Below are 15,145 nucleotides of genomic sequence, written 5' to 3' on the forward strand. Positions count from 1 at the left end.
GATGAAGAAGTTCATAGTATCTGCAATCATATTAACCACCGCCCTCTCCTGCTCCAAGAGCTTCCTGGACAGGGAGCCGATAGACCGGAAGGTGGAAGAAACCTTTTACAAAACGCCGCAGGATGCCCTCGAAGGCCTGGTAGCAGCTTATGACGAGCTGCAGTACGGCGACTATGATAATATACAGCTGGTATCTGAAATAGCAAGCGACAACTGCTTTGGCGGCGGCAGTGAAACGGATATTGCCTGGAAAAGATGGGACCGTTTCGAGAACGACAACAATACCAACCTCGGTAACTGGACCAAATACTACACCGGTATCTACCGCGCCAATATCCTGCTCTCCAAACTGGAAGGCGTGAACTGGGGCAGCGATGCGGCACTCAAAACACGCTACGAAGCAGAAGCCCGCTTCCTGCGCGCCTATTTCTACTTTGACCTGGTACGCATGTTCGGTAATGTGCCCCTGGTAACAACACCACTGGTGCCCGGCGAATACAATGTTCCCCAGGCCAAACCGGAAGACGTGTACAAACTGATAGCCGGCGACCTGCGCTTTGCGGCAGACAACCTGGCCAGCACCCCCTACAACGCCATTCCCCGGGCAGAATACGGCCGCGTAACAAAATGGGCGGCAGCCGCTTTGCTGGGAAGAGTGTTCCTGTATTACACCGGCTATTACAACCAACCCGATATACCCGGCATCGTTACCAAACAGGATGTACGCACTTACATTGATGATGTGATTAATACCAGCGGCCATGGACTGGTAGACTCCTTCCCCCGCCTGTGGCAGGCATCCCTCTCCCGCTTTGTGGGCGAGGATAACAAGGAAACCGTATTCGCCATCAAATACACCTGGAAAGGCTTGGGCAACTGGGACAAACACGATGGCAACCGCATGCAGGTGATGATCGGCTTCCGCGATGGCGCCGTAGGTCCTTACTACATGGGATGGGGAGCCGGTCCGGTAAACCCCAGACTGTGGGAAGCGTTTGAAGTGGGCGATACCCGCCGCGCAGGTTCCATTATCTCCATCACCGGTGAAAACCTGGACTATCCCAAAGTGTATCCACAGAAGACCAACTACATGTGGAAAAAGTATATGCCGATGGTGGACATGAAAGCGGAAGACCACAATGGTAATTTCCAGATCGACAACTTCTACGATTACGTAGCCATCCGCTTTGCCGATGTACTGCTAATGGGTGCAGAGCTGAACCTGGATGGCGACCTGGGTAAAGCGCAGCGTTACTACGATATGGTGCGCGACCGCGCCTTCCTGGATCAGACCCATCGCAGAACACTGTCTGCCGGTGACGCCGGTAAAAAGCTGATCATGGACGAACGTCGCTATGAACTTGCGCTGGAAGGCCACCGCTACTGGGACCTGCTCCGCCAGGGTATACCCGTAGCCCAGCAAGCCATCAGCGACAACAATCCTGACCCGCAGTTCAGGGTAAACTTCCGGCCCGAAACAAAGGGACTGTTCCAGATACCACAGCAGGAGCTAAACCTCTCTAACGGTACCCTGAAGCAAAACGAAGGATGGAATCAATAATGACCAAGCCAAAACAACACGTAATGAAAACGAACATCAGCAATATCTTTTATTCCTGCCTGGCGCTGTGCGCACTGGCCGCCTGTGATCCGCGGGAAGATCGCGACGATCTGCCTGCACCTATGCAGTCATCTGAAATGGAATTCTCTGTTACACAAAAAGCAGGTTACGACAACGTGGTATACCTGGAAAGCAAAACCAAAGGCGCCCTGCCCTTCTGGGACTATGGCACCGGTTTTTCCAACAAGGCTAAAGACACTATCAATATTCCGTTTGCAGGATCTTACTATATCAAATACACCGCGTATGCGGGTGGTGGTCCCGTACAGGACTCCATCCAGATCACCGTTACAGAAAATGATCCCGGCTATTTCAGCAGTCCTATGTGGAACCTGCTCACCAATGGTGACCAGGGCAAAACATGGGTATGGGCCATGGACACACCCGGCGGCGCTCCTTACGGCAATGGCTCCGGCGGCGCCGCCGCCCCTGAATGGTGGAAGCCTACCCCCGCCGATGTTACCGGCTGGGGAGTGGCCAGTGATGAAATGACCTTTGACCTGAAAGGCGCTGCCAACTTCACGAAAGTAACGCCCACCGGTACTACCAAAGGCCTGTTCGTACTCGACACGCTAAACAGGACCATCAGGATATTAGGTTCAGACATCAGTTATGGCGCTGGCATCACCTACGTGGTAGTTACCCTGAACCAGAATGAGCTCACCCTGGCCCAGCAGGGCGATGGCTGGCGCAACCTCTGGATGTTCAAACGCAAAGGATTTAACTACTGAGGTCGTTATCAACACAGGTTTTAGTTTAAATATGAATAATGCAATCACCGGGGTTGTCTAGCCCCGGTCGTCTCTTTCAAACGAACTGTATATTTAACACGTAAGAACACAGGTTGATACGTTGAGGATGGATAAAATAAAGCCCGCCGGCAGAATTGCCGGCGGGCTTTTTAATGTGGGTGATTTATGGGCGTCATTGCGGGGGCCGTCCATCCCCCCAACCTCAAATCTTCTTCAACGGCTTCAACCGCACCGGCCCTAACAATCCAGACTCCACCGGCGCCCAGTCCTTCGCGGAGAACGGCTTATAAAATACATTTACAAAATTGATCTCATAAAATATCCGCCACTCTTTCCCCTTCCTGTCATAATCCGCTATCCTGTTAGCCGGTAAATTGATCACTTCTATTTCCAGCTCATTCTTATCTTCTTTTAAAAACGCACCTACCCGTGCACTAAACGGCAATGCCCACAATGTATCTACTATCCGCCCATTCAAACGTACCACGGCACTCTCCCGTACCGTTCCCAGGTCCAGTTCCCAATCATCCGCTGCAGCAGGCGGCTTGTCAAAACTGATACGATACCGCGCAGCGCCCGCATATATCTTAGCCGCACTATCCGGCAATAATGTCCATGAATACAAACTATCCAGTGTAAACCTGTTATTAATAGCCGGCGCACCATCCGTAAAAGAAAGCGCCCACTTTCCATGGATCTCCTGCGGTGTGCCCGCTGGCTGCGTATAAGGCCAGGCGGCACCCCGTAATGCCCCCGTAGTATCCGTTTTAATGATCACTGATTCACCGGGTTTCAGTTGCAGGTATACCTCCGTACGTCCGTGCTGTTCCCTGGTACGTGCAATGCCACTGTTTCCGCTATAGGCATCGAACAAGGCAGCAGCACGACCAGCAGTGCCCAACGCTATCCACCCGTCTGTCTCCCTGCCCTGCTGGTTGGCAATAAAGTAATAGTGCCCTGTACTATGTCTGCGGCGAACATATCGCAAGCCTTCATCCACCATCGGCTCACGGGCTATCTTTGCAGCAGCCATCGCTGCCGTTACAGTACTAGCCGTAATGACATGACCTTTCGCAGATTGCTTCAACGCCTGCAGTGCCTGTCTGCGTTGCTTTAACTGGTGAAGTCCGGGCACATCTCCCGGCAGGTGTTCCAGGAATATTACCGTAGCGCCGTCCTTACTTAGCTTCACCAGCTGTTGCATGGTGGCAGTCGGCATATACTTACAGGCAGGTACTACAATGGTTTTATAACGGTTCCCTGTTGTAAGGATCTCTTTTTTATCCACTTTGGTTTGCAGCAGTTGACGGTCTGATATAAAATCAACGCCATAGCCTTTCTCTACCAATGTTGCAGCTGCATCATAAAAAGGGAAAGGCTTCATCCATTCCGATGTCTTACCTATCACAAACTGGTAGTACTGGTTTTCCATGGGCGACTGCCACACATCGTACACCGGCCAGTATAAAAGCACATTATTATCTGCCTGTCCATCCTGCAGAAAAGATTGCACACGGGTAATATAACTACAGAAAGCAGGCATATAACGCCAGAAAGTATTCGCTTCAGAGAATTCCACAGATGCATAGAACAACCATCCCGGCCACGGTGCATCTTTGGGAGAATAGGGCGTGCCATGGAACAACACATGGTTCACGCCCGACAACAAAAGGTTATCCAGCTCCGGTTTGCACTGCGACAAAGCTGTTTTAAAATGTTCTGTCAGCCAGGTAAAACTTTCTGCCGATACATAACGCTTCCCCGTAACATGCGCTGCAGAAGCGGCAAAGCGCAGCATCAGGGGATTAGACTCAGTATGCCTTATTTCGTTGCTGTCTACACGTAGTCCTGGTATATCGAAATGCGTTGTGCCGAACGATTCACATTCGGGCACATCCACCGCCGCATAAAGGTCCAGCAGGTTGGCCGGCGAACCATGCGCCTGGTTGCGGGTAGTGCTACCCAGCTGGTGCGCCCAGTTTACCCAGTTATGCGTAAAATTTTCCAGCAGCATATCAGACTGTGTAACGCGGTAATCATTCACCACACGGCGTACCGTATCAGGATTACCTTGTCCCAGAAATGCGGGCAGGTAATCTTCCAGTTGGTATCCCCGGCGTTGGGCAAACTCGGCTAGCAAATCAGCAGACCAGTCTGCACCAAACACTTCATAAGAGTCATTGAAGAATGCATGCGGCATCCGTGTATGTGTTTGTGTAAATGCCTTTGTAAATCCCTGCAGATAGCCGCTGACCACCCGCTTTGAGAAATGGTCCATCACCCATCCTTCTCCGCCGGGAGAAGCTCTTTTTACTTTCTGTCCGGTCTTTCCATTGAAGAGGGCTACCAGCTGCCAGCTGCCCGGAGGGGCTGTCCATTGCAGTTTACCTGCTGCATCTACTTTCGCTGTCAGGTTCAGCTTCTGATGAGCCGGACCATACGCCATTAATACCTGCAAAGGGGCCGGTTGCTGGCTGGAGCCTTCATAGCGTACGGGCGCTTTGAGCGATTCACCACCCTGCATTGTGAACTCCCTGAAATACACCTTACCGGCGGCATCTTTCAGGGGGATATCCGGTCCGCCAAAAGGCCAGCCCGTACCCGTATTCATATCTACGGTAATGCCCAGACGTTTGCCCTCACTGATGGTGTAGCCTAATAGCCGCATCCACCGCGGCGACAGAAAATTGATGAACTGCTGTTCAAAACCTTTGGTGCCATAGATAGGAGTTATCTCCACACCTCCTATCCCTGCCTTTCGGAACTGCTGCAGGCTATAGGAGAGATTAGCACTGTCCACCGCATTGCCCAGCCACCACCAGCGTGTCCAGGGTTGCGCCTCTCTTGTAGCACGTGGCCAGTTCAACTGGCTTTTGGCCATGAGGCAAATGATCAGTAAACATCCGGTCAGTAGTCCTTTCCTGTACATACGCATGGTATCATGGTTTTATCCTGAATATAAAAGCGGAAGCCGTCATGTATTGTCCGCCTTGTGCTGCGGTAAAAAGGTAAGCGGGTTTGCCTTTGTGCATCAGTAGTTGTGGTCTTTCAAAGCGGCCATATCTTTTCAGATGCGGTGCGGGGGGCGGTTCCTGTATATAGTGAGCTACATTATAATAAGCAATGGAAGGAAAAGACCATTGCAATCCATCTTTTGCTTCCATGTATAATCCTGACTGCTGATCATACACGCCCATATCTCTGGCCAGCATATTGAACCGCCCGTTCCCGTACCAGGCAAAGGCATCTTCCAGTTGTTTGTTGTTTCCCAGCTTCGAAAAATCTATTAAAGGATTTTGCGGATACTTATGATAAGGGCCTTCGGGCTTTTGTGCAACAGCCAGGCCGTATTTACGATTGCCCCTGATAGCGCCGTTTGCCTGTTCATACTCCGCCGTATTCCAGGATTTATAGTATAGCCAGTATTCACCATTGGGGTGATGCACCAGTGATGGATTTGTAGTGCAATGATCATCCCAGGCGCCTGCCGGGCCGGCTTCCAATATCGGCTGATCGCTGCGCGACCAGGGGCCGTAGGGCGAATCTGCCACTGCCAGGCCTATACGCTTGGTATTGGTCCTGCCGTTGGAATTGCCCATATAAAAGAGGTAGTAACGGTTGTTCAGGTGCTGTATATGCGGATTATGACAGGTAGTAGCATCCCAGTAACCCGGACCTCTTGGCGACAGTATAGTCTGCACAAACTCAAAAGGTGATTCCGGATCAGGCGCAACCGCATGGGCAATCTCAGAGCAGTTGATCCAACCGCCCATACCGCGTGCCGCAGGCCAGCGGGAAAAGTAAACGTGTATCTTACCATCCGGACCTTCTATGGGGCTGTTACACCATACATAATAATCCTTCATCTCCAGCGCACGCCCTACCGGCTGCAGGTGTTTGCCGAATGCAGACACGGGATCTCCGCTTCGCGCAACGGCAACAAGTTTTCCATACAGGAGCGAAGCGCCCAATCCGGTAATAAAGGTTCGTCTTTTCATAAGTGGTCCGCTTAAATTACAAATTATACCGGCTAATTGTACCCCTCATTCTGCTCATACAATCCCGGCCTGATATTAATCGCCGTCTGCGGAATGGGATACAGTATATACGCTGGCTGCATCGGCTTCATTACATGGCGTTCATCTTCTTTCGCCATCCAGGCATTCATCACGGTCACCACTTTACCCGTGCGAACCAGGTCATGCCATCGCAGCCCTTCTGCGGCAAATTCCCGGCGTCGTTCTTCCAGTAACTGGTCTGCATTCACGCCGTTCACAGCAGGCAAACCTGCACGGGTGCGCACCATGTTTACAATACTATCTGCTTCTGCCTGGCTGCCGCCGGTATGCAGCAATGTTTCTGCATACATCATCAGCACATCAGTATAACGTAATACAGGCTGATTAATGCCCCAGTCGCGCAGGTCTACACCATAACGTTTGGGATCGAGAAACTTCTTAAAATAATTCTGGTTCACAAAATTACCACCCTCATCGGTGTAGCCTTGCAGTATATTAAACGCCAGTCGCATATCTGCTACCGGGTAACTTTGCAGCAGATCATTGGATACAAATTTAAAATCATTACCGCCCTGTACAGGTATCTTGGCGGCGCGCATATATACGGTAGGCAGCATTTCCGCAGGTATCACCGTTCCTGTACCTGTGCCACCGCTCTTGAACTGCACTTCAAACAGGGATTCGGAATTGTTCTCATTATCATAACTGAAGATCTGTGCATAGTCGCTGATAAAAGCATACTTACCGCTGTTGATGATGCTCCTGAGCAGATCACGTGCTTTGCCATACTCATTGGAATTAAGCACCGGCCCTTTGTCAAATAACACCGGCCCGGACCGGGTAAGATACACCCGCGCCAGCAAACCCGCAGCGGCATAACGGGTAGCGCGGCCTTTGGCCGCTCCGCTGTAAGTGTCTGGTAACAGCTGGCTGGCGGATTCCAGGTCTGCAATGATCACGTCATAGATCTCACTCACCGGAGACCGGGCAATCTCCTGCGCTTCAGCAGCACCCACCAGTTTCGTGATCTTCGGTACGGCGCCAAAGAAACGCACCAGGTCAAAATACATCAGCGCGCGGATGAACTTTGCCTCTCCTGTGAGCTGATCGCGGGCAGCCTGATCTGGAACTTTCTGTTCGTTAATATTGTCCAGTACGGAATTACAACGCATGATAGTATTGTAGCAATCACTCCATGCACTTGACATCAGCGTATTGGAAGCATTTACAATGAAGTTGTTCACCGGGTTCCAGTCGTAGGTACCGCCGTCTCCGGGCACATACATGTTATCAGACCTTATCTCCGACAAAAAGAAGTGACGGGTAGGATATGTACCCAGCCCGTTATAGGCAGCATTCACCGCCTGCTCAAAATCCTGCTGGTTACGGTAAAAGTTTTCCACGCTGGGATCAGAGATCGGCTTTACATCCAGCTTGCTTGTACAGCTGTTCAGGATGAGGATGATCAGCAGCATCCACCAGTTTATGGCATGCAGTTGATGTTTTGCAGCGTTTGTAAGTTGCATAAGCTCAGAATGAAATGTTAACACCTAAGATGAATGACTTCGCGAGCGGGAAAGCTCCGTAATCATCGCCTGAATCATTGATTGCTTCCGGGTTAAAACCACCGGTATAATGATCCTTTCCCCATATATTTTCAGCAGACACATAAATCCTGGCGCCGTTCACACCTGGAATGTGTTTTAGCAGTTTAGATAGGTTATATCCCATCGTAACTGTTCTCAAACGCCAGTAGCTCGCATTGTACAACCAGCGTGAATCCTTCAGGCGCCCGTATGTAATGGGCCAGGCCTTGGGCACAATGCCATTGCCGGGATCCGATTCAGAACGCCAGCGGTCGCGCCATATACCCAGTGAATTATCTACAATACCGCTTCCCATACGGTCTATGGCTCGGCCAAATGTGGAATAGATCTTATTGCCCCATTGTCCCTGGAACAGGAAGCTCAGGTCAAAGCCCTTGTAGCTGAAATTGTTGGTAATGCCCCATACATAGGTAGGATCCGGTTGTCCCATTATTACGGCATCTTTTACATCGATCACCTTATCATTGTTGGCATCACGGTATTTGGGATCACCTGCTTCCTCACCGGCAATGATCGGGCTGGATGCTGCTTCTGCAGCCGTCTTCAGCACACCGATCGTTTCTATTACATAGAACGCGCCTATCGGCTGGCCAACGGTGGTGATATGATGGCCCATATTATCAAAATTGCCGTAGATGATGGGTGTATTGTTCGGCCCCAGCTGCAGTACTTTATTGGTGTTGTGGCTCAGGTTAAGGTTGGTGCTCCACTCCAGCTTACCCGTAAGGTTACGGGTAGATAGCTCCAGCTCCCATCCTTTGTTCTCCACTTTACCGATGTTGGTGATAGCCGTATTGAAACCGGTTACCGCTGCCACCGGTATATTTAACAGCAGGTCTGTATTCAGCTTACGGTAGTAATCAAAAGAAACAAAGATGCGGTTATCAAATAACCCCAGGTCAAGACCTGCATCAATGGTTTCTGATTTCTCCCAGCCCAGGTCAGGATTCGGGATATTGGAGCTTGTTTGCCCTTTTACCAATGCGCCTTCGCCGGTGCCCAGCACATAGTTGTAAAAGCCCAGCAGAGCCGCCTGGCTGAAGTCGCCTATATTGTTATTACCGGAAAGTCCCCAGCTGCCGCGGAGTTTCAATTCGCTTACATGGGGCAGCCCTTTCATGAACGGTTCCTCCAGTACCCGCCATCCGGCAGATACCGCCGGGAAGATGCCCCATTTGGTATTGGCGCCAAAACGGGAAGAACCATCCCTGCGCAGGGAAGCAGACAGGAGGTACCTGTCGCGGTAACCATATTGCAGTCTTCCGAAATAAGAGATGAGCACATTCTTGGTTTCCCGTGTATACGTATCTGATAGTGTAAGTGTAGTTGCACCGTTCAACGTATAGATATCATCTGTGCTGAAATTGGAGCCGCCTATCCTGGCTTCTTCAAAATTCGTCTGGTTATAGGCGTAACCGGCTACAGCGGCTATATCATGACTGCCCAGGCGCTTGTTATAGGATAAAGTATTCTCATTTACCAGTGTGGTTTTACGATAGGTGCGGGAAGAGCCCGTTCCCGCGTTACCGTTCCTGATCACGCTGGGCGAAAAAGCTTTACGGCGATAATCTGCATTATCCAGGTTCAGGGTGCTCTTAAACACCAGTCCGTCCAGCAGTTTATAGTCGCCATAAATACTACCCAGTGTACGCAGCGTACGTTCCTCTCCCATCTGTTCACGCAGCACGGCCACGGGGCTCACCGTGGTACTGGCCCAGGTATAACGCGGGTTGGGCACAACACCGGTTTCCAGTCCTGCACTTTCTTCCACCACAGGCGTTGCACTCACAGCCTTATGCAGTTGCTGATCTTTACCTTCTGCGCCCGGGTCTGTGACCACGCTATACGAAGGCGCCAGGTTAAGGCCCAGGTTGATGCGCTCATTCACTTTCAGGTTTACATTGGAACGGAAGGAATATCTTTTATACCCTGTGTGGATGACTATACCTTCCTGGTTCAGGTAATCGCCGGAGATGCGGTAGGTAACCTTATCCGTACCGCCGGAAGCCGCCAGCTGGTAGCTCTGCACCATTCCCCTGCGGAACAATTCGTCCTGCCAGTCTACATACCGTAATCCCGGGTGTCCCGGTTGATACCAGCGTTCATCATAGATCCTGTTAAAATCAAAACCTCCCAGCTTTTGCCGCCTTACTTCGGGGTCATCGCTGGCAAGCCTGCCCAGCGCCGGATTCACATAGTTGTAGTCAATGATCTCCCGTGCCCGGTCTATCCATTCTTCTGCAGAAAGCAGGTCCAGTTTTTTCACGGTTTCCTGCCACCCCACATACGTGTTGAACTCCATACGGTTCCTGCCTGACTTGCCGGATTTGGTGGTGATGATCACCACACCGTTCGCCGCGCGCGAGCCATAGATAGCGGCGGCCGCAGCATCTTTCAGTACCTGTATGGAAGCGATATCGTTAGGGTTGATATTGTCCAGCGCAGAGCCCTGGGCAAAACCGCCACTGGCACTGGCGCTGGATACATCCAGCGGAAAACCGTCTATTACATACAACGGCTCTGTACCTGCATTGATAGAGCCGGTGCCTCTCACCTTTATCTGAAAGCCCTTACCCGGGGCACCGCTGATCTGCTTTACCTGCACGCCGGCCATCTGCCCTACCAGCGCCTGGTCTACCCGCGCAATAGGGCGCTCGTCCAGGTGCTGTGCGTTCAGGGTGGCAATAGCCCCCGTAACATTGGCTTTCTTCTGTGTGCCATAACCTACAACCAGCACCTCGTTCAGATCCTGGTTGCTTTTAGTGATGCTGACAGAGATCTCCGCTGCACCGGTTAAGGTCACTTCTTTGCTTTCATAACCTACATAGGTGAACACCAGCACATCGCCGGTTTTAGCAGGAACAAAGAACTGTCCCGATCCATCCGTCACCGTGCCTTTATTACTCCCCTTTATGCGGACATTCACCCCTGGCAACGGGACATGATCCAGCTGGTCTGTAACCCGGCCCCCTACCCCCTCTTTGCCCTGGAAGGCATACCCCGGAAGATGTTGTAATAGGAGTGCAAGGCATAGCAGCCAAAACAATATAGGCCGCCCTGCACAATTGCGGTTAGTATCAGTTTTCATGTGGAATCTATTCTTAATTATGAATGCTTAATGATTAATTATTCATTCCTGTTTGCCCGGATACGCGGATACTGTAAATGCGCCGGCGGATCCCTGAACGGCGGCAGGTCCATCATCGCAATACCTGCTCTTAATACCGGCGCCTCCCCCATAGGCGTATTGGTTTCTAAGGGCCGGTTATAATAAAATACCAGCGAAGGCATAATACCGGTACCCGTACAAATACCGCTTATGTCTCCCGCATCGCTGATCTTTGTAAGAATGCCCTTCCAACCCTGCTCCGCCGCATAGGCGTAGTCGCGCTGTAGCCATCCCCGCTTAACACCGGTGGCCAGGGCATAAGTGAACATAGCCGTTCCCGTTACTTCTTCATAGGCGTCTCCTTTGTCTAACAATTGCCGCCACAAACCCGATGGCCCCTGGTACCGCACAATACCTGCGGCCTGCTGCTGAAAGATCTTCAGCAGTGCTGCCCGCTGGGGATGGTCAGCCGGTAATACCGCAAGCAGGTCTGACTGCGCCATCATGACCCAGCCATTGGCCCTTGACCAGTAAGCTACCCCATGCTGCTGCACATCAGAATGGTAGCAATGATAGTACAGCTGCTTCTCTGCATCCCAGAGATAGCGGGTAAACTGGATCACCTGTCTGGCTGCGTCATCAAAATAACGCCGGTTGCCGCTGAGCCGCCCCATACGCGCCAGGAAGCATACGCTCATATACAGGTCGTCTGCCCATATCGTCATTTCATGCGGCCATAAACGTGCAATGGTACCATCTTTCAGGCGGGGCTCCCGCTGCAGCAGGTGTTCCGCTACTTTATCGAAATAGTTTTTGTAAGCGGCGCGTTTATCCCGCTGGTACAGGTCAATAAGGCTGGCACCTATCACGCCGCAATCATCCAGCCGTACCATGCGGAAGAACATATGCCAGGAATACCGGCGCGCTTTTTCATCGCCATCCGGACGCTGTATACAGGTATTGTACTGCCTGCGGAAATAAGAAAGGTTGGCCGTGTCAAAGACAAACTCCATATTACGCTTCACATAACGGAGGTACTGCGTATCCTTCAGCTGATCCGACAGCTCCATCATCGCGATCTGCAACAGCCCGTTGGTATAGTGCCAGTCGTTATACTGGCTTTTCACCTTCATGTCCATAGAGAAAGGCACTCCCGCCAGGTTGCTATAGGTCTGCTGTGTATTGGGATCAATGAACTGGTAAGGCGTGCTTTGCACAATACGGTTGGCTATCTTTCTTAATACTGCTTCGGTGGAAGCTGGTGGCTGGGCATGTACAACATCCGTCCCCGCCATCAGCATACAAAAAAAGCATAATAATCGGAACAGTCCCCGGCTGTTTATGTAATCCATCTTGTGATAGTATTTATCCGGTTGTCAGAAAATATATTAACAGGGCACAAACAAGGATGAAGGCCAGTATCAATATCCGCTCCAGCCGTTTCAGCTTCGCAATGCGCTTCATATTTTCCTGTTGTTTATATGGATGCTCCATCTGTATCAACTCAGGGCCTAAATTACCGGCAGGCGGTAGCTGTACCAATGGAGGATCATACAATTACATGGAAAATCTGACAGTCACCCGGTTTTCCTGTCCTGCCGGTACCCCCGTAATGTGCAATACTTGCGATACGCTGTCATAATCCCAGCGGTTCTTATTGGCAGTAATTACAGCCGATGGCCGGGCAGGCAGATGTACTTTCAATTGATAGCCCTTCAGCGTGCTGTGGTACTTACCCCTGGCAGGCTGAAAGTGAATGCTTATTTCACCGGGTGCTGTTGTGCTGCTGATTGCTGTAATGGCAAACTGTCCTTCCCGGTACTGCAGACTCTTACCATCATCTTCATACAGGCGGCAAACGCCGTTGCCACCGGCATAGATATCCAGTGTTATTGTGTCGATGGTTTTCTCTCCGGTGTATTGCAATACGGGTTGTGTGGGAATAATACTGCCGGCTTTAATGAACAGCGGTATTTTATCAAGAGGCGTCAGTACATTCAGGTATTGTTTGCCTTCATAACGTTTTCCGCTCCAGTAATCTATCCATTTCCCCTCCGGCAGGTAAACCACCCGTGTGGCAGCCCCTTTCTGCGTAACGGGGCAAACCATAATGCTGCTGCCCAGCAGGTATTGATCAGTGATATTATAGGTGTTGGGATCGTCCTGGTATTCCAGTACCAGTGCACGCATCAGCGGCATTCCGGTGGCATACATCTCATAAGCGTGCTGATACAGGTAGGGCAGCAGCTGATAACGTAAACGGGTGTACTGTGTAACAATCTCCAGCGCTTCTTTACCATAGTTCCAGGGCTCTTTATATCCCGGGTGATCCATCCCGAATAACATGGCCACGGGACTCAGCATTCCGAACTGACACCAGCGTATATACAGTTCAGGATCTGCCGGATGCTCAAAGCCGCCCATACAATGCGCCCAGTATCCCACCCCCGAAAGACTAATGTTCAGTCCAGCGCGGATCACCGGTTCAAAATACTGCCATTCGCTGGGCCAGTCGCCCGCAAAAATGAAAGGATAACGCTGGATGCCTGCATATCCCTCCCGTGTGTGGTTCATGCCGCGCATACCGTTGTGAAGCGCAAATTTTTCATACGCCGCTTTAGCATAGGCAATGGGGAATATATTATGCAGCTGCCTGGCTTTGGCATCTGTAGGACCCGTTTTGTTACTTTCATTGGCCAGGTGACCAAATGCACTGCCCTCATCTGTTTTAAAGAAACGGGCGCCCATACCCGCTACTTTCATAGCGGCATGCCGCCACCACCAGTTCACCGCAGTAGAGTCAAAGAAGTTCAGGAACTCACCCGCACTGTTGGCTTCCGGATAGGTATAGCCCAGTGCAGCGGCACTATCCAGTAAACGGTTATGCAACCCGTTATCCAGCCGCGGCCGTATGTGCAGGCCCACCATATTAAAATGGAGGGCGTACAAACTATCCATCATGGCACGCGGGTCGCGGAACGTTTCCCGCCATTCATAACTGGTAGCGCCTTTACCGCCGTTCTTGCCAAAGAGCCGCCAGGTAGAATCCAGGAAAAGTATATCCACCGGTATGCCCATCGCGCGGAAACGCCGGGCCAGCGCTATTACATAAGCATCGGAGGTCTCACTTTCATGCCCCCAGGTACCGCCGCTGTAAGTACCCACGTGTAGTCCCATCGCAAACAGGGGCATAAGAGGCGAACGCCCGGTCAGATGGGTATACTGTTCAAGGATGGTGGCAAAACGGGGACCATATATAAAGTAATAGTCCAGCTCTCCGTTGCCCTCATGTGCGCTGAAACTATATTGATCCGGTCGCGCCTGGCCCATATCCCACGAAGAAGCCACACTGGTGTGCAGGAAGATACCATAGCCACGGGTGCTCATAAAAAAGGGTACCGGACTATAATTGGCGGCCAGTATATTATAGGCGCCGGTAATGTGCGGCATACCTGCCCCGCGGCCCACATCCAGCTTTACTTTTTTGCCGCGCCTGTCCAAAAAATCCATGCGCTCACCGAAACCAAAGAAATGTTCATCCTGCTGCAGAGTCTTACGGCAGGCGGCCGTATCGCCGATTAAAAATGCGCCATTGCCTGACAGGCCGGATTCTGCGGATAGCAGTTTTCCGTCGGAGCTCCATACATCAATAGCAAAAGGTTTTTTCCGTACGATAATGCAGAGATCCTGGGTCTGCAACCGGAATTGCTGCGCTGTTTCCGATACCTGTACCTGCACCTGGCTCCATTGATACTGCATCACCATCCACGGCTCACTGGGGGCAAAGCCGCCGTTACGGCTCATTCTTACCCTGAAAAGGGAGGGTGTACAGAATTCCAGCTGCACCTGCCCTGTTGTAGTGGTAAAATGAAAGATGTTGCCTTCCCGCTTAAGATCCTGCCGATAATCTCCTGCCTGCGCAAAAACCTGCCATGCATAAAAGACTGCCGTACATAGTATAAAAAATGTCTTCCGCATATGTCCGTCATTGAAAGTGTAAAGATGACAGGAAACCGCAGCCGGCAACATGGAGAAAT

General features: G+C 51.2%; 8 protein-coding genes. 2 read left to right on the forward strand and 6 right to left on the reverse strand.

The features are described from left to right. Position 1: 1 nt before the first annotated feature. Positions 2-1,561 (forward strand): RagB/SusD family nutrient uptake outer membrane protein, encoded by a 1,560-nt coding sequence (locus Q0577_RS02570; RefSeq protein ID WP_298732508.1) that lies wholly within the window; start codon positions 2-4, stop codon positions 1,559-1,561. Positions 1,562-1,584: 23 nt separating this feature from the next. Beyond that, positions 1,585-2,352 (forward strand): hypothetical protein, encoded by a 768-nt coding sequence (locus Q0577_RS02575; protein ID WP_298732510.1) that lies wholly within the window; start codon positions 1,585-1,587, stop codon positions 2,350-2,352. A 223-nt stretch (positions 2,353-2,575) separates the two neighbouring features. Here the strand turns inward: Q0577_RS02575 and Q0577_RS02580 are convergent, their stop codons facing one another. From Q0577_RS02580 to Q0577_RS02605, 6 genes are all read right to left on the reverse strand, one after another. Then, positions 2,576-5,308, reverse strand: a complete 2,733-nt coding sequence (locus Q0577_RS02580) for a glycosyl hydrolase (protein WP_298732512.1) — start codon at positions 5,306-5,308, stop codon at positions 2,576-2,578. A gap of 4 nt (positions 5,309-5,312) precedes the next feature. Then, a complete protein-coding gene (locus tag Q0577_RS02585; RefSeq protein WP_298732514.1) occupies positions 5,313-6,371 on the reverse strand; it encodes a glycoside hydrolase family protein in 1,059 nt (352 codons plus the stop codon). 32 nt (positions 6,372-6,403) lie between these two features. Next, positions 6,404-7,918: a RagB/SusD family nutrient uptake outer membrane protein gene (locus Q0577_RS02590; protein WP_298732516.1), complete on the reverse strand. Its 1,515-nt coding sequence runs from the start codon at positions 7,916-7,918 to the stop codon at positions 6,404-6,406. Positions 7,919-7,922: 4 nt separating this feature from the next. Next, a complete protein-coding gene (locus tag Q0577_RS02595; RefSeq protein WP_298732517.1) occupies positions 7,923-11,087 on the reverse strand; it encodes a TonB-dependent receptor in 3,165 nt (1,054 codons plus the stop codon). A gap of 38 nt (positions 11,088-11,125) precedes the next feature. Further along, positions 11,126-12,460, reverse strand: coding sequence for a glycoside hydrolase family 88 protein (locus Q0577_RS02600; protein WP_298732518.1), 1,335 nt, complete (start codon positions 12,458-12,460; stop codon positions 11,126-11,128). Between the two features lie 205 nt (positions 12,461-12,665). Beyond that, positions 12,666-15,086: a TIM-barrel domain-containing protein gene (locus Q0577_RS02605; RefSeq protein ID WP_298732519.1), complete on the reverse strand. Its 2,421-nt coding sequence runs from the start codon at positions 15,084-15,086 to the stop codon at positions 12,666-12,668. Positions 15,087-15,145: the final 59 nt, after the last annotated feature.

It is taken from the genome of uncultured Chitinophaga sp. (assembly GCF_937898475.1).
Lineage (GTDB): Bacteria > Bacteroidota > Bacteroidia > Chitinophagales > Chitinophagaceae > Chitinophaga.

Bases quoted from the DNA above. Each gene is read 5' to 3' on its own strand.
- Q0577_RS02585 (WP_298732514.1), bottom strand. From the start codon at position 6,371: ATGAAAAGACGAACCTTTATTACCGGATTGGGCGCTTCGCTCCTGTAT.
- Q0577_RS02570 (WP_298732508.1), top strand. From the start codon at position 2: ATGAAGAAGTTCATAGTATCTGCAATCATATTAACCACCGCCCTCTCC.
- Q0577_RS02590 (WP_298732516.1), bottom strand. From the start codon at position 7,918: ATGCAACTTACAAACGCTGCAAAACATCAACTGCATGCCATAAACTGG.
- Q0577_RS02575 (WP_298732510.1), top strand. From the start codon at position 1,585: ATGAAAACGAACATCAGCAATATCTTTTATTCCTGCCTGGCGCTGTGC.
- Q0577_RS02605 (WP_298732519.1), bottom strand. From the start codon at position 15,086: ATGCGGAAGACATTTTTTATACTATGTACGGCAGTCTTTTATGCATGG.
- Q0577_RS02600 (WP_298732518.1), bottom strand. From the start codon at position 12,460: ATGGATTACATAAACAGCCGGGGACTGTTCCGATTATTATGCTTTTTT.
- Q0577_RS02595 (WP_298732517.1), bottom strand. From the start codon at position 11,087: ATGAAAACTGATACTAACCGCAATTGTGCAGGGCGGCCTATATTGTTT.
- Q0577_RS02580 (WP_298732512.1), bottom strand. From the start codon at position 5,308: ATGCGTATGTACAGGAAAGGACTACTGACCGGATGTTTACTGATCATT.